Raw genomic sequence first — 18,061 nt, 5'->3', positions numbered from 1 at the left:
CACAGCGACGGCGGGGGATCGTCGTGAGCGAGAGCAAGGTCCCGCCGGTCACGAGCGTCGGCACGCCACGGATCACCGCCGGGTTCGACGAGTACGGCCGGCTCGATCTGATCGCGCACCAGGAGGTGCACGGCGGCTTCGCGGCGCTCTCCAGCGGCGAGCTGATCGGCCTCGCCGACCGCATCGAGCTGCGCGGACGCGGCGGCGCCGGCTTCCCGTTCGCCCGCAAGGTGCGCGCCGTGCTCGACTCCTGCCAGCGCCAGGATCTGCCGCCGGTGATCGTGGTCAACGCCACCGAGGGCGAGCCGCCGTCCTGGAAGGACAAGGCGGTACTGACCCGCGGCCCCCACCTGATCCTCGACGGCGCGGCCCTCGCGGCCGCCGCGCTCGACGCCGAGGAGATCGTGATCGGCGTCGCCGACGACGGCATCGGCCAGGACTCGCTGGCGGCGGCGCTGGCCGAGCGGCGGATGCCGGTGCCGACCCGGATCGTCACCGTCCCGCACCGGTTCATCTCCGGCGAGGGCGGCGCGCTCGTCCGCGGCATCAACGGCGAGGCGCACATCCCGCCCGGCCGCAAGGTCCGCTCGAGCGACAACGGCGTCGACGGGCTGCCGACCCTGCTCTCCAACGCTGAGACCTACTCGCAGCTCGCGATCGCGGCCCGGCTCGGCCCGTGGGAGTACAACGCGGTCGGCATCCCCGAAGAGCCTGGCACCGTCATGCTGACCGTCGGCGGCTCGGCCACGGCGCCCGCCGTCGTCGAGGCGCCGACCGGCACCCCGCTGATGGACGTGCTCACCATGTGCGGCGCCGACATCGGACCCGGGCTGCTCGTCGGCGGCTACCACGGCAAGTGGATCACCGCCGAGGCCGCCAAGACGGTGACCATCTCGCGCAAGGGCTTCGCCAAGGTCGGCGGAACCCTCGGCGCCGGCATGCTCATCCCGATCGGCTCGGCGACCTGCCCGCTCGGCGAGGTGGCACAGGTCGTGCAGTACCTCGCCGGCGAGTCGGCGGGCCAGTGCGGCCCGTGCCGCCTGGGCCTGCCCGACCTGGCGCGCGCGGTCACCCTGGTCGCGCTCGGCGGCAGCGCGCTGGAGAACGTGCGCCAGGCCGCCGGAGTGGTCAAGGGCCGCGGCGCCTGCAGCCACCCCGACGGCACCGCCCGGTTCGCGCTCTCCGCGCTCGAGGTCTTCGCCCGCGACGTGGAGCTGCACGCCAACGGCGAGGGGTGCGGCAAGCAGGTACGCGGCATCCTGCCCCTGCCGTACCACACCGATCAGGGCGCGCGGAAACTCGCGGTCGACTGGTCGCGATGCGACGGACACGGCCTCTGCTCGGCGGTCGCCCCGGAGATCATCCGGCTCGACGCGAACGGCTTCCCGGCGTTCCCGCAGACGCCGCTGCCGCCGTGGCTCGAGAACGGCGCCCGCAAGGCGGTGAACGTGTGCCCGGCACTGGCTCTGCGGCTGACGGAAGCAGGTAAGAAGTGACCGTACTCAGGATCAGGGCCCTGATCGCGGCGACGGTGGCCGCCGGCGCGCTCGCCGGGTGCGGCTCGGCCGCCGCGCCGCGGGCCGAGGCGCCGTTGCCGGTCGCCGCGGAGGCCGCCGAGCCCGCGGCCGCCGGTGCCGGGGCCACCGAGCCTGAGGCCGCGGCGCCCGCCGCGGTGCCCGCTTCGCTGAAGTTCAAGGGCAAGACCCTGGACGGCAAGACCTTCGACGCCGCGACGATGGCCGGCAAGCCGACCATCCTGTGGTTCTGGGCGCCGTGGTGCGCGACCTGCGCCAGCGAGGCCATGTCGATCTCCGACCTGCAGGACGAGTACGCCGGGCGGCTCAACATCCTCGGCATCGCCGGCATGGGCAACAACAAGGACATGCACGAGTTCGTCTCCGACCTCGAGGTCGGAGACGTGCCGCACCTCGACGACGAGCCGGGCCGGCTCTGGAAGAAGTTCGGCATCACCGAGCAGAGCACCTACGTGATCCTGGACCGGACCGGCAAGGTCGTGGTCCGCAGCTATCTCGACGATCTGCAGCTCACCACCAAGGTCAAGTCGCTGGTGGCGTGAGCCGTGGGGGCCACGCTGCTGCTCGCGCTCACCGCGGGGATGCTCGGCGCCGTCAACCCGTGCGGGTTCGCGCTGCTGCCGGCGTACCTGTCGGTGCTCGTCGCCGGTGATCAGAGCGACGGTTCCCGGTCGACCCTCGCGGCCGTGGGCCGCGCGCTGCGCTGCACCGCCGCGCTGACCGCCGGATACGTCGCGGTGTTCGGCGCGTTCGGGCTGGTCCTGGCGCCGCTGACCGGGTGGCTGCTGCCGCGGCTGCCGTGGCTGACCGTGGTCTTCGGGCTGGGCCTGCTCGCTCTGGGCGGCTGGCTGCTGGCCGGCCGCTCGCTGCCGAACCCGGGCAAGGGGCTGCGGGCGCCGCGGCTGACCGGCTCGGCCGCCTCGATGGTCCTCTTCGGAATGGCCTACGCGCTCGCGTCGCTCGGCTGCGCGGTCGGGCCGTTCCTGGCGATCGTCGTCTCCAGCCTGCGGGCCGGCTCGATCGGCGAGGGCGTGGCCCTGTTCGTCAGCTACGCCGCCGGGATGGGGCTGGTGATCGGCGTGACCGCGCTCGCCGTCGCGCTGGTCCGGGTCTCCGCGGTCTCGCGGCTGCGCCGGGCGTCCGCCGCCGTGCCCCGCATCGGCGGCGCGGTCCTCGTCGTCGCCGGTGCCTACGTGGCCTACTACGGCTGGTACGAGCTGCGGCTCGCCGGGGACCTGCGGCAGTCCGGGCGGGACCCGGTGGTGAACTTCGCCTCGGGGGTGCAGCACGAGCTGAGCGGTGCGGTCGGCCGGGTGGGCGCGGGCTGGTTCGCGCTGCTGCTGGCCGTTCTGGTGCTGGCGGCGCTCCTGCTGTCCCGGCGCCGGCGCGCCCCGGCGGGGAGCTGACGGATGGACACCGCCTCCCGGGTGAGCCCGCTGCGCCGTGGCGACCCCGAGCGACTGGGCGAGTACCGGATCACCGGACGGCTCGGCTCCGGCGGCATGGGCGTCGTCTACCTGGCCACCGACCGCGACGACTACCTCGTCGCGATCAAGCTGGTGCACGCCACGCTTGTCAACGACCCCGAGTTCCGGGGGCGGTTCCGCAGCGAGGTCGAGCGGGCCCGGCAGGTGCCGTCGTTCTGCACCGCCGAGGTGCTCGACGCGGACCTCGACCACAATCCGCCGTACCTGGTGGTCGAGTACGTCGACGGGCCGAGCCTCGCCGAGGTGGTGGAGGAGAGCGGCCCGCTGAAGGCGGCCGCCCTGCACTCGCTCGCGGTGGGCGTGGCCACCGCGCTGACCGGCATACACGGCGCCGGGGTCATCCACCGCGACCTCAAGCCCGGCAACGTGCTGCTGGCGCCCGGCAGCCCCAAGGTCATCGACTTCGGCATCGCCCGGGCGTTCGAGGCGACCAGCCAGCACACCCGCACGGACCAGATGGTCGGCACGGTCGCGTACATGGCACCGGAGCGGTTCTCCTCCGAGCCCGGGCGGCCGCTGACCGCGGCCGCCGACGTGTTCGCGTGGGGCTGCGTGGTCGCGTACGCCGGTACCGGCCGGACCCCGTTCCACGGCGACTCGCCGCCGGCGACCGCCGCCCGGATCCTGACCCAGCCGCCGCACCTGGGCGGGTTGCCCGAGCCGCTGCGCGACCTGGTCGAGCTCTCGCTCTCCAAGCATCCCGAGGACCGGCCGACGGCCCGGGAGCTGCTGGACCTGCTGCTCGGCGACCGGCCGACCGAGCGCCGGCGGGCGACCGGGTTCGCGGTACCCGCCCCGGCGCCGCGCGAGGAGCCGGCCCCGCCGGCCGGGTACGAGCGGGCGTACCCCGCCTACGCGCCACCCGGGCCCGCCCGCCGGCCGCGCGGCCACCGGACGCTGGCCGTGCTGGCCGTCCTGCTCGTGCTCGCCGGGCTGGCGACGGTCGCCCTGGTGCTGAACGCGTACGGGCCGGCGGGCGCCCCGCTGACCAGCGGCGACGCCGCGACCTCCGGGCCGGAGGAGACCGGTGCCCCGGCCACGGACCCCGCCGACAACGCCGAGCCGGGGGTGGCCGGCCCGGCGCCGGTGGACCCCGGTGGCGGCGAGACGATCATCCAGGACCCGCTGAGCGGGCCCGGCCTGTGGCCGGACAGCGAGGTGCCGGGGCAGGACGCCGGCTGCCTCGTCCGGGGCGTCCTGCGCGCCACCCGGTCGGACCGCGGCACCCATCAGTGCGCCGGCCCCGACGAGGTCGTCTCGGACGACACCGGCGTCGAGGTGACCACCGCGCTGCAGTCCGCGGGCAGCTGCGCGGCGATCTGGTTCCATTGGGACTCCGAGGCCGGCGGTCAGCTGCTGCGGGTGTGCCAGGGCGAGATCTCGGTGGCCGCGGACCTGCCGGAGGACCGCCGGGTCTACGGCAGGGTCGCGCTCGAGCGCCGGATCGGGCTGCGCCAGTCCGTCCGGATCCACCTGGTCGTCCGCGAGGGCAAGGCCCAGGTGTTCCGCGACGGGGACTTCGCCGGCGCGGTGACGCTGCCGCCGGACGGGCCGAACGAGGGCCAGGTCCTGCTCGGGCTCAGCGCCGAGGACGCGGAGACCAACCCGCCGTACGCCGTCACGTTCGCGAACGTGGAGATCCAGTCGCTCTAGCGCCGTGTCCGTCCAATCTCGACGCCGGATTAAGCATTGGCTTAGGTTGCCGTTGACAGCGTGATCAGGTCGCGGCCCATACTGCGGCATGCAGGTTCCGGCACCCTTCGAATACGCGCGGGCGACCACCGTGGACGAGGCCATCGCGCTGATGGAGCGCTACGGCGACACCGCCCGGCTCGTGGCCGGCGGGCACAGTCTGCTGCCCATGATGAAGCTCCGGCTGGCCAACTTCGAATACCTCATCGACATCAACGATCTGCACGGCGAGCTGGGCAGCATCGTCGTTGAGGCCGACCGGGTCCGGATCGGTGCGCTGACCCGCCACCGCGAGCTGCTCGAGTCCGACGCGCTGGCCGCGGCGCTGCCGATCTTCCGGGACGCCGAGCGGGTGATCGCCGACCCGGTCGTGCGCAACCGCGGCACGCTGGGCGGCTCGCTCTGCCAGGCCGACCCCTCCGAGGACCTCTCGGCGGTCTGCACCACGCTCGGCGCGAGCTGCGTGATCCGCGGCCCCGGCGGCACCCGGACGGTGACCATGGAGGACTTCCACCAGGGGCCGTACGAGACGGCGGTCGCCGACGGGGAGATCCTCATCGAGATCCAGATCCCGGTGCGCGAGCGCGGCGGCAGCGCGTACGCGAAGGTCGAGCGCCGGGCCGGCGACTGGGCCGTGGTGTCCGCGGGCGCCGCGGTGTGGCTCGACGAGGCGGGCCTGGTCACCGACGCCCGCGTCGGCCTCGCCGCCGTCGGCCCGAACACCACCGGCCTGCCGGCGATCTCCGCGGCCCTGCGCGGCAGCCCGCCCTCCGAGCGGTTGTACGCCGAGGCCGGCGCGATCGCCGCGGAGAGCTGCGAGCCGGTCACCGACCAGCGCGGCAGCGCCGACTACAAGCGCCACCTCGCCAAGGAGCTCACCATCCGCACCCTGCGCCGCGCCGTGGCGCGCATCGCCGAGAGAGGCTGAGCATGCAGGTCTCGATGACCGTCAACGACGTCGAAGTCACCGAGGAGATCGAGGGACGGCTGTTGCTCGTGCACTTCCTGCGCGACGTCCTCGGCCTCACCGGCACACACTGGGGCTGCGACACCAGCAACTGCGGCACCTGCGTGGTGTGGCTCGACGGCGAGCCCGTCAAGTCGTGCACGGTGCTCGCCGCGATGGCCGGCGGCCACGAGGTCCGTACGGTCGAGGGGCTGGCGAAGAACGGAGAGCTGGACCCGGTGCAGGAGGGCTTCATCCAGTGCCACGGGCTGCAGTGCGGCTTCTGCACGCCGGGGATGCTGATGACCGCCCGGGCGCTGCTCGACCGCAACCCGGACCCGACCGAGGCCGAGATCCGCGAGGCCATCTCCGGCCAGATCTGCCGCTGCACCGGCTACGCGACGATCGTCCGTTCGGTGCGCTGGGCCTCGGTGCACGAGGCCGGCGACCGGGAGGTGACGGCATGACGACCGTGCAGGGGTCCGGCAGGCTCACGTCCTTCGAGGACAACGACCAGAAGCCCGTCGGGCACGGCCGGATGCTGCGCAAGGAGGACCCGCGGTTCGTGCGCGGCCGCGGCCGGTACACCGACGACATCCAGCTGCCCGGCATGCTGCACCTGGCGATCCTGCGCTCGCCCTTCGCGCACGCGCGGATCGTCGGCATCGACACCAGCGCCGCCGCCGCGCTGCCCCGGGTCCGGGCCGTCGTGACCGGCGCCGACCTGGCCGCGCAGGGCCTGGCCTGGATGCCGACGCTCTCGGGCGACGTGCAGGCGGTGCTCGCCACGGACAAGGTCCGCTTCCAGGGCCAGGAGGTCGCCTTCGTCGTCGCCGAGGACCGGTACACGGCCCGTGACGCGTGCGAGCTGATCGACGTCGAGTACGACGTGCTCGAGCCGGTCATCGACGCGCGGCGGGCGCTCGCCCCGGACGCGCCGCTGATCCGCGACGACCTCGACGGCAAGACGAACAACCACTGCTTCGACTGGGAGACCGGCGACAAGGCCGCCACCGAGGCGGTCTTCGCGGCCGCGGACGTGGTCGTGCGGCAGGACATCGTCTATCCGCGGGTGCACCCGGCGCCGATGGAGACGTGCGGCGCGGTCGCCGACTTCGACGCCGTCGAGGGCCGGCTCAGGCTCTGGTCCACCACGCAGGCGCCGCACGCGCACCGCACCCTGTACGCGATCGTCGCCGGCCTGCCCGAGCACAAGATCCAGGTGATCTCGCCGGACCTCGGCGGCGGCTTCGGCAACAAGGTGCCGATCTACCCCGGCTACGTCTGCGCCATCGTCGCCTCGATCGTCACCGGCAAGCCGGTGAAGTGGATGGAGGACCGCTCGGAGAACCTGATCAGCACGGGCTTCGCCCGGGACTACATCATGCGCGGCGAGATAGCGGCGACCCGCGACGGCCGGATCCTCGGCATCCGCACGGACGTGCTCGCCGATCACGGCGCCTTCAACGGCACGGCCGCCCCGGTCAAGTATCCGGCCGGCTTCTTCGGCGTCTTCACCGGCAGCTACGACATCGAGGCCGCCTACTGCTCGATGACGGCGGTGTACACCAACAAGGCGCCCGGCGGGGTCGCGTACGCGTGCTCGTTCCGGATCACCGAGGCCGTCTACCTGGTCGAGCGGATCGTCGACTGCCTCGCCGCCGAGCTGGCGATGGACCCGGCCGAGCTGCGCCTGAAGAACTTCATCAGGCCCGAGCAGTTCCCGTACACCACCAAGACCGGCTGGGTGTACGACTCCGGCGACTACGAGCCGACGATGCGCCTGGCGATGGACATGGCCGGGTACGCCGACCTGCGCAAGGAGCAGGCCGAGAAGCGCTCCCGCGGCGAGCTGATGGGCATCGGCATCGCGTTCTTCACCGAGGCGGTCGGCGCCGGACCGCGCAAGGACATGGACATCCTCGGGCTGGGCATGGCGGACGGCTGCGAGCTGCGCGTGCACCCGACCGGCAAGGCCGTCGTCCGGCTCAGCGTGCAGTCGCAGGGCCAGGGGCACGAAACCACGTTCGCGCAGATCGTCGCCGAGGAGATCGGCATACCGCCCGCCGACATCGACGTGGTGCACGGCGACACCGACAACACGCCGTTCGGGCTCGGCACGTACGGCAGCCGTTCCACCCCGGTCTCGGGCGCGGCGGCCGCGCTCGTGGCCCGCAAGGTCCGCGACAAGGCCCGGCTGATCGCCTCGGCGATGCTCGAGGTCTCGGTCGCCGACCTGGACTGGGAGAAGGGCGCGTTCCACGTCAAGGGCGACCCGGGCAGGTCGGTGACGATCCAGGACGTCGCCATGCGCGCGCACGGCGCCGGCGACCTGCCGGACGGGGTCGAGGGCGGGCTGGAGGCCCAGATCTGTTACAACCCGTCGAACCTGACCTATCCGCACGGCGCGTACATCTGCGTCGTCGACGTGGATCCGGGGACGTGCGAGGTGACGGTTCGCCGGTTCATCGCCGTCGACGACTGCGGCACCCGGATCAACCCGATGATCATCGAGGGTCAGGTGCACGGCGGCCTCACCGACGGCGTCGGCATGGCGCTGATGGAGATGATCTCCTTCGACGAGGACGGCAACTGCCTCGGCGCGTCGCTGATGGACTACCTGATCCCCACCGCGCTCGAGGTGCCCGACTGGGAGACCGGCTTCACCGTCACCCCGTCGCCGCACCATCCGATCGGCGCCAAGGGCGTCGGCGAGTCCGCGACCGTCGGCTCGCCGCCCGCCATCGTCAACGCCGTCGTGGACGCGCTCGCGCCCTTCGGTGTCCGCCACGCCGACATGCCGCTCACCCCGTCCCGGGTCTGGGACGCGATGCGCGGCGCGGCCCGGCCGCCGATCTGAGCGACCCATGACCGACATCGCCGAGCGCGCCCGGACGCTGACCCAGCAGCGGCGCCCGTTCGTGCACGCCACCGTCGTCCGCGCGCAGCAGCCGACCTCGGCCCGCGCGGGCGACGACGCCGTCATCCTCGACGACGGCTCCATCGAGGGCTTCGTGGGTGGACACTGCGCGGAGAGCTCCGTGCGCTCCGCCGCCCTCGACACCCTGCGGGACGGCCGTACCCTGCTGCTGCGGGTGCTGCCCGACGGCGGGTCGGCGTTCCCGGAGACGCCCGGCGCGCTGGTCGTGGTCAACCCGTGCCACTCCGGCGGCGCGATCGAGATCTTCCTGCGGCCGGTCCTGCCCCGGCCGGTGCTCCGGCTGGCCGGCGACACCCCGATCGGCGCGGCGGTCGCCACGCTGGCGGCCTTCCTCGACTTCGAGGTGTCGCCCGACGGCGGCTACGCCGGCGCGACCGCGGCCGTGGTGGCCGGGCTGGGCCGGGGCGAGGAGGATGCGATCCGGGCGGCCCTGGACGCCGGCGTCGGCTTCATCGCCCTGGTGGCGAGCCGCACGCGCGGCGCGGCGGTGCTCGACGCGCTCGCGCTGACGCCCGGCGAGCGCGGCCGCGTGCACACGCCGGCGGGTATCGACATCGGCGCACGCACCCCGCAGGAGATCGCCCTGTCGATCATGGCCGAGGTGGTCCGGGCGATCCGGGCCGAGGGCCTGGCGCCGGCGGCCGCCGCGCCCGCGGCCGCGCCGCCGGCGGCGGCGACGGACCCGATCTGCGGGATGACCGTCCTGATCGGTCCGGACTCGGTCTCGGCGGACGGTGACTACTTCTGCGGTACGGGGTGCCGCGACGCCTTCCTCGCGCGGGGCTGAGCCGTGTACGTGTCGGGTGTGGTCCTCGCCGCGGGCAACTCGGCGCGCCTCGGCCTGGGCGAGGCCAAGCAGCTGCTGCCGTACCGCGGCCGGACCCTGCTGGACGCGGCCCTCGACACGGCCCGGCGGTGCGCGTTCGACCAGCGGCTGGTCACCCTCGGCGGCTCCGCGGGCGCGGTGCGGGCGCGGGTCGACCTGAGCGGGTTCGGCACCGTGGACGTGCCGGCGGGAAGCACCGGCTGCGGCGCCTCGGTGAGCACCGCGGTCGGCGCGATCGACCCGCGCGCCGACGGCTTCGTGCTGCTGCTCGGTGACCAGCCCGGCGTGCGGGCGTCGTCGGTGGCCGCGCTGCTCGCCGCCGCCGGCGGCGGCCCGCTCGGCGTCTGCCGGTACGACGACGGCCTCGGCCATCCGTTCTGGTTCGCTCGCGAGGTGTTCGGCGCGCTGGCGGGCCTGCACGGCGACAAGGCGGTGTGGAAGCTGCTGCACTCGGGCGTGCATCCGGTGGTCGAGGTGGCGGTGCCGGGGCCGGTGCCGATCGACGTCGACACCCGCGAGGACTACGAGCGACTGCTGGCCGGAGACCGCCTTGCCCGCTGACTGCCCGATCCCGTCGCCCGAACAGGTGCGGCGCCGCCTCGATGCCGTCGACTACCTGGTCGACGACGGGTTGGCCATGGCGCTGTTCCTGGCGTTGCGGCTCGGGCGGCCGCTGCTGCTCGAGGGCGAGCCGGGCGTCGGCAAGACCGCGGCGGCCAAGGCCCTCGCCCGCGCGCTCGACGCCACGCTGATCCGGCTGCAGTGCTACGAGGGCCTCGGCGTTCCCGAGGCGCTGTACGAGTGGAACCACCAGCGGCAGCTGCTGGCCATCCGGCTCGCCGAGGCGCGCTCGGAGCGGCTCGGCGAGGCCGACCTGTTCACCGCGGACTTCCTGCTCGAGCGGCCGATCCTGCGCGCCGTCCGGGACGCCGGGCCGGTGCCGCCGGTGCTGCTGATCGACGAGATCGACCGGGCCGACGACGAGTTCGAGGCGCTGCTGTTCGAGTTCCTCGGCGAGGCCGCTGTCACCGTTCCCGAACTGGGCACCTTCACCGCGGTACGGCCGCCGATCGTGGTGCTGACCTCCAACCGCAGCCGCGAGCTGCACGACGCCCTGCGCCGCCGCTGCCTCTACCACTGGATCGACTACCCGTCGGCGGGGCGGGCGGCGGAGATCCTGCGCCGCACGGTGCCCGGCGCGGACGGCGCGCTGATCACCGCCGCGACGGCGTTCATCGCACACGTACGCGGGCTGGAGCTCGACAAGGCGCCCGGCATGGCCGAGACCATCGACTGGGTCGCCGCGCTGTCGGCGCTGGGCGTCACCGAACTGATTCCGGACCACGTGATCCGCACCCTCGGTGCCATCGCGAAGACCCTCGACGACCGTGATCTGATCACGGCCGCCCTTCCGGCCGCACCACAGGAAAGGCAACCATGAAGATCACCAACGAGTTCGCCGTGAACACCCCGATCGAGCGGGCCTGGGCGGTGCTCACCGACCTCGAGGGCATCGCGCCGTGCCTGCCCGGCGCCTCGCTGACGGGGGTCGACGGCGACACCTACGCCGGGCGGGTGAAGGTCAAGGTCGGCCCGGTGGTGTCGGACTTCGCGGGCACGGCCCGCTTCCTGGAGAAGGACGAGCAGGCCCGGCGCGCGGTGATCGACGCCAAGGGCCGCGACTCCCGCTCGGCGGGGAACGCGGCGGCGGTGGTGACCGCGCAGCTGCGGCCGGACGGCGACCGCACGCTGGTCAGCGTGGACACGGACCTGAAGATATCGGGAAAGCTGGCCCAGTTCGGCAGCGGCATGATCAAGGAGGTGTCGGGGCGGCTGCTGGGCCAGTTCGTCGCGAATCTGGAGGCGAAGCTCGCCGCCGGGGAACCCGCACCGGCTCCGTCGGTCGTGCCGCCCGTGGCGGAGACGCCTTCCGCGCAGGCGCCGGCCCTCGATCTCCTCGAACTGGGCGGCCGGTCCGTCTACAAGCGGCTGATTCCGCTCGGCATCGGGGTCGCGGTCGCCGCCGTGATCGTCTGGGTCGTTGTCCGGCGCTGACGTCCTCCTGCGCGGCGTCGACCGGGCCGCGTTCGCGGTCGGCCTCGCCGGGCGGCTGCGACGCGCCGGGGTGCCCTGCGGGCTGACCGATGTGGACGACTTCGTGCGTGCGCTCGGCGCCTGCCCGCCGCTGTCGCGCGAACGGCTCTACTGGACCGCGCGGGTCACCCTGGTCCGGCGCCAGGCCGACCTGGCCGCGTTCGAGCGGGCGTTCGCCGGGGTCTTCGACGACGCACCGGCCGTCTCCGGGCGCCGCGGGCCCGCGCCGCGCGGCGAATCGTTCGTGTCGCTGCCGGCCGCGGAGGGCTCGCCCGACTCCGGCGGGCTGCCGTGGGCGACGCTGCCGCCGGTGGTCGCCGACGCGGAGGGTGCCGCGGGGGAGCGCGGCGTGCCCGAGCGGCGGCCGAGTGCGCTCGCCGCGCTCTCCGACCGGCCGTTCGAGGAGCTGGACGCCGCGCAGGTGGCGTTGCTGGGCGAGCGGCTGCGCGCCGCCGACTGGCCGACCCGGCGTACGCGGCGGCGGCGGACCGGCGTCGCCGGGCGGCGGATCGCGCTGCGGCCGACGCTGACCCGGGCCCGCCGCACGGGCTGGGAGCCGGTCGTCCTGGTGCGGTCCCGCCCGCTGCGGCGGCCGCGCCGGGTGGTGCTGCTCTGCGACGTCAGCCGGTCCATGCAGGCACAGGCCGCCGCCTATCTGCACCTGATGCGCGCCTTCGCCGCCGTCGCGGACGCGGAGGTCTTCGCCTTCGCGACGACGCTGACCCGGCTGACGGTGGTGTTGCGCAACGCCTCGGCGGTCGCCGCCGTCGCCCGGGCCGGCGAGCTGGTCACCGACCGGTTCGGCGGCACCCGGATCGCGGCGAACCTGCGCTCGCTGCTGGCCTCGCATCACGGCAACGCCGTGCGGGGCGCGGTCGTGGTGATCGGCTCGGACGGCTGGGACAGCGATCCGCCGGCGGAGCTGGCGGCGGTGCTGGCACGCCTGCGGCGGCGTGCCCACCGGATCGTCTGGATGAATCCGCGCGCCGGCGTGCCCGGGTTCGCGCCGCTGGTCGGCTCGATGGCGGCCGCGCTGCCGTTCTGCGACCGGCTGCTGCCCGCGGGCACGTTCCACGACCTGGAACGCGTCGCCGCGGAGATCGCCGCCGGCGCCGGCCCGGGCGCCCGGCGAGCCGCGGTCAGCTCCAGAGGGTCACGTGGATCGACGGCCGGAAGTGCCCGACCGTGACGCCCGCGCCGCGCATCATCGCCTGGATCGCCCGGGGCGTTGCCGCGAACCGGCTCAGCTCCGCCGCGGCCGTCGGGCCACCCTGCTCGGTGAGCATCAGCGAGTGCCAGACCGCGTCGAACGTCACCTGCGGACCCGCCAGCTGCACCAGCTGCCCGCGCGCCACGTCCTGCGCCACCGTGAACGACAGGCCGGCCGCCACGCCCTTGCCGCGTTTCGCCTCCTCCAGCGCCGCCGCGTGGCTCTGGAAGATCCGCTGGCGGTCCTCCGGCACGCCCAGCCGGCGCAGCAGCGCCGGCACCGCGCCCGCGCCCGCCGCCGACGGGCCCATCAGCCACGTCTGCTCGCGCAGCCGGTGTGGTCCCGCCGGAACCCCGGCCAGCGGGTGCGTCGGACCGACGACCAGCACGATCCGGTGGTTCATCACCGCGCGGCAGGTCAGCGCCGGGTCCACCACCGCCGGCTGCGGGCCGATCGCGATGTCGACGGTGCGGGTCAGCAGCAGCGTGTCGAACTGTGCCGGGTCGCGCACGCTCAGCTCCACGTCCAGGTCCGCCGCCCGCTTGGCGAACAGCTCGATCAGGCCGGGCGCCGCGTGCTCGGCGAACAGGCTCGACGACGCCACCCGCAGCAGCCGCCGTCCGCGACCGGCCGCGCTGACCTCGAGGACCGTGCGGTCCTGCAGGCCGAGCAGCTCCGCCGCCCGGCTGGCCAGGCGCAGCCCGCCCGGGGTGAAGGCCAGGCCCGCCGCGGTCCGGGAGAACAGTTGATCGCCCAGCTCGCGGCGGAGCTGGCCGATGTGCAGCGAGACCGCCGACTCGGAGACCTCGAGCTGGGCGGCGGCCTGCTTGACGGACCCGAGTCGCACGACGGCCGAGTACGCCCGCAACTGCGTGGGCGTCATGCGCGCGCTTTCATGCCGGTAAATCTAACCCGCACCGGGCCCCGCCGGCCGCCCCGGTTGATCCGCACCCGGGCGCGAATCTGTGTCGGTTAGGCGGCAACAGGTGGATGGGTCTTCGCAGGTACTGACAGCGCCCGATAGGGTGACCTTTCTGTCGGGGGCGGGCGGTCGGCATTGTGCCGCCGGGGGCGTAGGAGTAATGGCATGTCGGACGAGCGGACCAGCCCGCTGCGCCCACTCGACCCTCGTAAGCTCGGTCCTTACGAGTTGCTCAGCCGGCTCGGTGAGGGCGGCATGGGCACGGTCTATCTGGCCCGCAGCGCCGCCGGTGTGCTCGTCGCGGTCAAGATGGTCCGCGCCGACCTGGCGCCGGACGACGAGTTCCGGCGCCGGTTCCGCAGCGAGGTCAACCGGGTCCGCGAGGTGCCGCCGTTCTGCACCGCCGAAGTGCTCGACGCCGACCCCGACCACGAGCATCCCTACCTGGTCGTCGAGTACGTGGACGGCCCGAGCCTCGCCGAGGTCGTCGAGGAGCGCGGCCCGCTCACCGCCTCCAACCTGCACAGCGTCGCCATCGGGGTGGCGACCGCGCTGACGGCGATCCACGGCGCCGGGATCATCCACCGCGACCTGAAGCCGCGCAACGTGCTGCTCGCGCCGGGCAGCCCGAAGGTCATCGACTTCGGCATCGCCCGGGCGATGGAGGCGACCAGCGCGCACACCCGCACCGATCAGATGGTCGGGACGGTCGCCTACATGGCGCCCGAGCGGTTCGGCTCGGACACCCCGCTCACCCCGGCCGCGGACGTCTTCGCCTGGGGCGGCGTGGTCGCGTACGCGGGGACCGGGCGCACCCCGTTCAGCGCGGACTCGCCGCCGGCCACCGCGGCCCGCATCCTCACCCAGCCGCCGGACCTGTCCGGCCTCAGCGGTCCGCTGCGCGACCTGATCGGGCACGCGCTGGAGAAGGACCCGGCCAACCGGCCCAGCGCCCGTGAGCTGCTCGACCTGCTGATCACCGGGCCGCAGCGGCCGGCCGCCGCGGGCGCCGCCCTCGACCACCAGCCCGGGCTGCGGATCGCCGCCGAGGAGGCGCAGGCGGTCACCGGGTACCACTCGGCCCGGCAGCTGACCGCGGCGGTGACGCCGTCGCACCTGGTCGGGTACGACGAGAACTCGATCGTCACCCAGCCGGTGCCGACCTCGCCGGCCGGACCGACGACCCCGTTCGGCCACGACCCCACGCCGCGCCGCCCCTGGGTGCTGCCGGCCGCCGTCGCGCTCCTGGTGCTCGCGGTCCTCGCCATCGGCGGGGCGGCGGCGACGTACTGGCCGCGCGACGAGGCGACCGGCCGCACGATCGGCGGCAGCCCGACCCCGGTGCCGCCGGAGCCGGACCCGGAGGCGGACGTGCTGCTCGCCGACCCGTTGCTGCAGCAGCGGCTGTGGCACCCCTCGTCGGACGCCCGCGAGAAGGCGAGCTGCTCGTTCGACGGCGGCCTGGTCGTGCGCCGCGAGACCCGCGGGGTCTTCCGCTGCCGCGGCCCGGAGGACGCCGAGCCCGACGACCTGCAGGCCGAGGTCGGCGTCCGGCTGCTGACCCCGGACAGCTGCGCCTCGATCTGGCTGCGGTACAGCCCGTACCGCGGCTACCAGGTCCGGGTGTGCGAGCACAACGTGTACGTCGGCACCCACAAGTCGACCGAGCTGAAGGTCTACAAGACGTTCCCGCTGGACGACAACGCGATCGGCGTCGGCGCCCCGGCGATCCGGATCACGGTAAGCATCGTCGGCGAGACGCTCGAGGTGCTGCGCGACGGCGAACTGGTCGGCAGCGTGCCGGTGCAGGACAAGGACATCACCGGGGGCCGGGTGGTGCTCGGCATCTACACCGAGCGCGACGCGCCGCTGCAGGGGCCGTACGAGGTCGCCTTCAACGACATCCGGATCTGGCCGATCAACCGCTGAGGCCGGGCCCGCCCGGGCCCGGCCGCACCGGTTCAGTCCTTCGTCAGTCCCGCGCGCCGCAGGGCGTCGGCCATCGCGCCGCCGTTGAAGTCGCCGCCCGACGAGCCCTGCCCGCGGCCGCCGCCGCCCGAGCGCTGCCCGCCGCCCTGCCGGGGCTGCCGCTGTCCGCCGCCCTGCCTCGGCTGTCCGCTGCCCTGCCGGGGCTGTCCGCCGCCGTGGCGCTTCTCGCCGCCGCCCTCGCGCGGCTCGCGGGGGGCGCGCTGCTCCGGCTTGTCCTCGAGCTTCATCGTCAGCGAGATCCGCTTGCGGGCCTCGTCGACGTCGACGACCCGCACCTTCACGACGTCGCCGGACTTCACCACCTCGCGGGGGTCCTTGACGAACGTGTTCGACAGCGCCGACACGTGCACCAGGCCGTCCTGGTGCACGCCGACGTCGACGAACGCGCCGAACGCCGCCACGTTCGTGACCACGCCCTCCAGGATCATGCCCGGCCGCAGGTCGGCGATCTTCTCGACGCCCTCGGCGAACGTGGCCGTGGTGAACGCCGGTCGCGGGTCGCGGCCCGGCTTCTCCAGCTCGCGCAGGATGTCCGTGACGGTCGGCAGGCCGACGGTGTCGGTGACGAACCTCTCCGGGCGCAGGCCGCGCAGCAGCGGGCTGTTGCCGATCACCGTCTTGAGGTCGCCGCCGGCCGTGGCCAGGATCGTGCGGACCACCGGGTACGACTCCGGGTGCACGCTGGACGCGTCCAGGGGGTCGTCGCCGCCGGGGATGCGCAGGAAGCCGGCGCACTGCTCGAACGCCTTGGGGCCGAGCCGGGCGACCTTCTTGATCTCCGAGCGGTTCCGGAACGGGCCGTTGGCGTCGCGGTGCAGGACGATGTTCTCCGCCAGGCCCGCGCCGATGCCGGAGACCCGGGTCAGCAGGGGAGCGGACGCGGTGTTGACGTCGACGCCGACCGCGTTGACGCAGTCCTCGACCACCGCGTCGAGCGACTTGGAGAGCTTCACCTCGGACAGGTCGTGCTGGTACTGCCCGACGCCGATGGACCGGGGGTCGATCTTCACCAGCTCCGCGAGCGGGTCCTGCAGGCGGCGGGCGATGGAGACCGCGCCGCGCAGCGAGACGTCCATGCCGGGCAGCTCCTGCGACGCGTACGCCGAGGCCGAGTAGACCGACGCGCCCGCCTCGGAGACCATGACCTTGGTCAGCCCGAGGCCGGGGTGCAGCTTGATCAGGTCGGCCGCCAGCCGGTCGGTCTCCCGGGAGGCGGTGCCGTTGCCGATCGCCACCAGGTCGACGTTGTGCTCCTGAGCGAGCTTGGCCAGGGTGTGCAGCGACTGGTCCCACTTGTTCTGCGGTACGTGCGGGTAGATCGTCGAGGTCGCGACGCACTTGCCGGTCGCGTCGACCACGGCGACCTTGACCCCGGTGCGGAAACCGGGGTCGAGCCCCATCGTCGCCCGGGTGCCGGCCGGCGCGGCGAGCAGCAGATCGCGCAGGTTGGCGGCGAAGACGCGCACGGCCTCGTCCTCGGCCGCCTGCCAGAGCCGGACCCGCAGGTCGGCGCCGAGGTGGATCAGGATCCGGGTGCGCCACGCCCAGCGGACCGTGTCGAGCAGCCAGCGGTCACCGGCGCGCCCATGGTCGGAGATGGCGAACCGGCCGGCCACCGACGCCTCGAAGGACGACGGCACACCGTCCTCGGCGCCCGCCTCCGGTTCCATGGTCAGGTCGAGGACGTCCTCCTTCTCGCCGCGGAACATGGCCAGAATGCGGTGCGAGGGCAGCCTGGTGAACGGCTCGGCGAAGTCGAAGTAGTCGGCGAACTTGGCGCCGTCGGTCTGCTTGCCGTCGCGCACCTTGGCGATCAGCCGGCCCTTGGTCCACATGCGCTCGCGCAGCTCACCGATGAGGTCGGGATCCTCGGCGAAGCGCTCGACGAGGATCGCCCGGGCGCCGTCGAGGGCGGCCGCAACGTCCGCGACGCCCTTGTCGGCGTCCACGTAGGCCGCCGCCTCCGCCTTCGGGTCCCGGGTCGCGTCGGCGACCAGCAGGTCGGCCAGCGGTTCGAGGCCGGCCTCGCGCGCGATCTGCGCCCGGGTCCGGCGCTTCGGCTTGAACGGCAGGTAGATGTCCTCGAGCCGGGCCTTGGACTCGGCGCCGAGGATCTGCGCCTCGAGGGCGTCGTCGAGCTTGCCCTGCGAGCGGATCGACTCGAGCACGGCGGCCCGGCGGTCCTCGAGCTCCCGCAGGTAGCCGAGCCGCTCCTCGAGCGTACGCAGCTGCTGGTCGTCGAGGGTGCCGGTGACCTCCTTGCGGTACCGGGCGATGAACGGCACCGTGGCACCGCCGTCCAGCAGGTCGACCGCGGCCGTCACCTGGCCCTCGCGGACCCCGAGCTCCTGGGCAATGCGCTGATGGATGGTGGTCGTCACGCCGACGATTGTGAACCAGGCGTCCGACGCTTGTCGCC

15 protein-coding genes are annotated in these 18,061 nt (G+C 73.9%); 13 read left to right on the top strand and 2 right to left on the bottom strand.

Annotated features, from left to right (window positions below; translation table 11 throughout):
* The first annotated feature begins 23 nt into the window (after positions 1–23).
* From AB0B58_RS28605 to AB0B58_RS28550, 12 genes are all read left to right on the top strand, one after another.
* Positions 24–1,496 carry an NADH-ubiquinone oxidoreductase-F iron-sulfur binding region domain-containing protein gene (locus AB0B58_RS28605; RefSeq protein WP_360229783.1) on the top strand — a complete coding sequence of 491 codons (1,473 nt, stop codon included), beginning with the start codon at positions 24–26 and terminating at the stop codon, positions 1,494–1,496.
* Positions 1,493–2,077, top strand: coding sequence for a redoxin domain-containing protein (locus tag AB0B58_RS28600; RefSeq protein ID WP_360229781.1), 585 nt, complete (start codon positions 1,493–1,495; stop codon positions 2,075–2,077). The genes AB0B58_RS28605 and AB0B58_RS28600 overlap by 4 nt, the downstream gene beginning before the upstream one ends.
* A 3-nt stretch (positions 2,078–2,080) precedes the next feature.
* A complete protein-coding gene (locus AB0B58_RS28595; RefSeq protein ID WP_360229779.1) occupies positions 2,081–2,941 on the top strand; it encodes a cytochrome c biogenesis CcdA family protein in 861 nt (286 codons plus the stop codon).
* Between the two features lie 3 nt (positions 2,942–2,944).
* Positions 2,945–4,675 carry a protein kinase domain-containing protein gene (locus AB0B58_RS28590; protein ID WP_360229777.1) on the top strand — a complete coding sequence of 577 codons (1,731 nt, stop codon included), beginning with the start codon at positions 2,945–2,947 and terminating at the stop codon, positions 4,673–4,675.
* An 88-nt stretch (positions 4,676–4,763) separates the two neighbouring features.
* Positions 4,764–5,642, top strand: coding sequence for a xanthine dehydrogenase family protein subunit M (locus tag AB0B58_RS28585; RefSeq protein ID WP_360229775.1), 879 nt, complete (start codon positions 4,764–4,766; stop codon positions 5,640–5,642).
* A 2-nt stretch (positions 5,643–5,644) separates the two neighbouring features.
* Entirely contained in the window at positions 5,645–6,127 is a 483-nt protein-coding gene (locus AB0B58_RS28580) for a (2Fe-2S)-binding protein (protein ID WP_360229773.1), read from the top strand.
* Entirely contained in the window at positions 6,124–8,520 is a 2,397-nt protein-coding gene (locus AB0B58_RS28575; protein ID WP_360229771.1) for an aerobic carbon-monoxide dehydrogenase large subunit, read from the top strand. The genes AB0B58_RS28580 and AB0B58_RS28575 overlap by 4 nt, the downstream gene beginning before the upstream one ends.
* A 7-nt stretch (positions 8,521–8,527) precedes the next feature.
* The gene (locus AB0B58_RS28570) at positions 8,528–9,388 is read left to right on the top strand and encodes an XdhC family protein (RefSeq protein ID WP_360229769.1); all 861 of its coding nucleotides are present in this window, start codon (positions 8,528–8,530) and stop codon (positions 9,386–9,388) included.
* 3 nt (positions 9,389–9,391) lie between these two features.
* Positions 9,392–9,988, top strand: a complete 597-nt coding sequence (locus AB0B58_RS28565) for a nucleotidyltransferase family protein (protein ID WP_360229767.1) — start codon at positions 9,392–9,394, stop codon at positions 9,986–9,988.
* Positions 9,978–10,868, top strand: coding sequence for a MoxR family ATPase (locus AB0B58_RS28560; RefSeq protein ID WP_360229765.1), 891 nt, complete (start codon positions 9,978–9,980; stop codon positions 10,866–10,868). The genes AB0B58_RS28565 and AB0B58_RS28560 overlap by 11 nt, the downstream gene beginning before the upstream one ends.
* Positions 10,865–11,482, top strand: a complete 618-nt coding sequence (locus AB0B58_RS28555) for an SRPBCC family protein (protein WP_360229763.1) — start codon at positions 10,865–10,867, stop codon at positions 11,480–11,482. Before AB0B58_RS28560 ends, AB0B58_RS28555 begins: the two co-directional genes overlap by 4 nt.
* Positions 11,469–12,710: a VWA domain-containing protein gene (locus AB0B58_RS28550; protein WP_360229761.1), complete on the top strand. Its 1,242-nt coding sequence runs from the start codon at positions 11,469–11,471 to the stop codon at positions 12,708–12,710. Before AB0B58_RS28555 ends, AB0B58_RS28550 begins: the two co-directional genes overlap by 14 nt.
* Here the strand turns inward: AB0B58_RS28550 and AB0B58_RS28545 are convergent.
* Positions 12,661–13,614 (bottom strand): LysR family transcriptional regulator, encoded by a 954-nt coding sequence (locus AB0B58_RS28545; protein WP_360229759.1) that lies wholly within the window; start codon positions 13,612–13,614, stop codon positions 12,661–12,663. The two genes, AB0B58_RS28550 and AB0B58_RS28545, sit on opposite strands and share 50 nt — an antisense overlap.
* 204 nt (positions 13,615–13,818) lie before the next feature.
* Here AB0B58_RS28545 and AB0B58_RS28540 point away from each other — a divergent pair, with 204 nt between their 5' ends.
* The gene (locus AB0B58_RS28540; protein ID WP_360229757.1) at positions 13,819–15,582 is read left to right on the top strand and encodes a serine/threonine-protein kinase; all 1,764 of its coding nucleotides are present in this window, start codon (positions 13,819–13,821) and stop codon (positions 15,580–15,582) included.
* Positions 15,583–15,614: 32 nt separating this feature from the next.
* On the opposite strand, the gene AB0B58_RS28535 is transcribed toward AB0B58_RS28540, so the two are convergent.
* Complete coding sequence (locus tag AB0B58_RS28535) at positions 15,615–18,023, bottom strand: Tex family protein (RefSeq protein WP_360229755.1); 2,409 nt, start codon at positions 18,021–18,023, stop codon at positions 15,615–15,617.
* Positions 18,024–18,061: the final 38 nt, after the last annotated feature.

Origin of the sequence: Actinoplanes sp. NPDC049118 (genome assembly GCF_040648555.1) — a bacterium.
In the GTDB taxonomy this organism is placed as follows: Bacteria; Actinomycetota; Actinomycetes; order Mycobacteriales; family Micromonosporaceae; genus Actinoplanes.
This window is presented reverse-complemented; position numbering and strand designations above follow the sequence as displayed.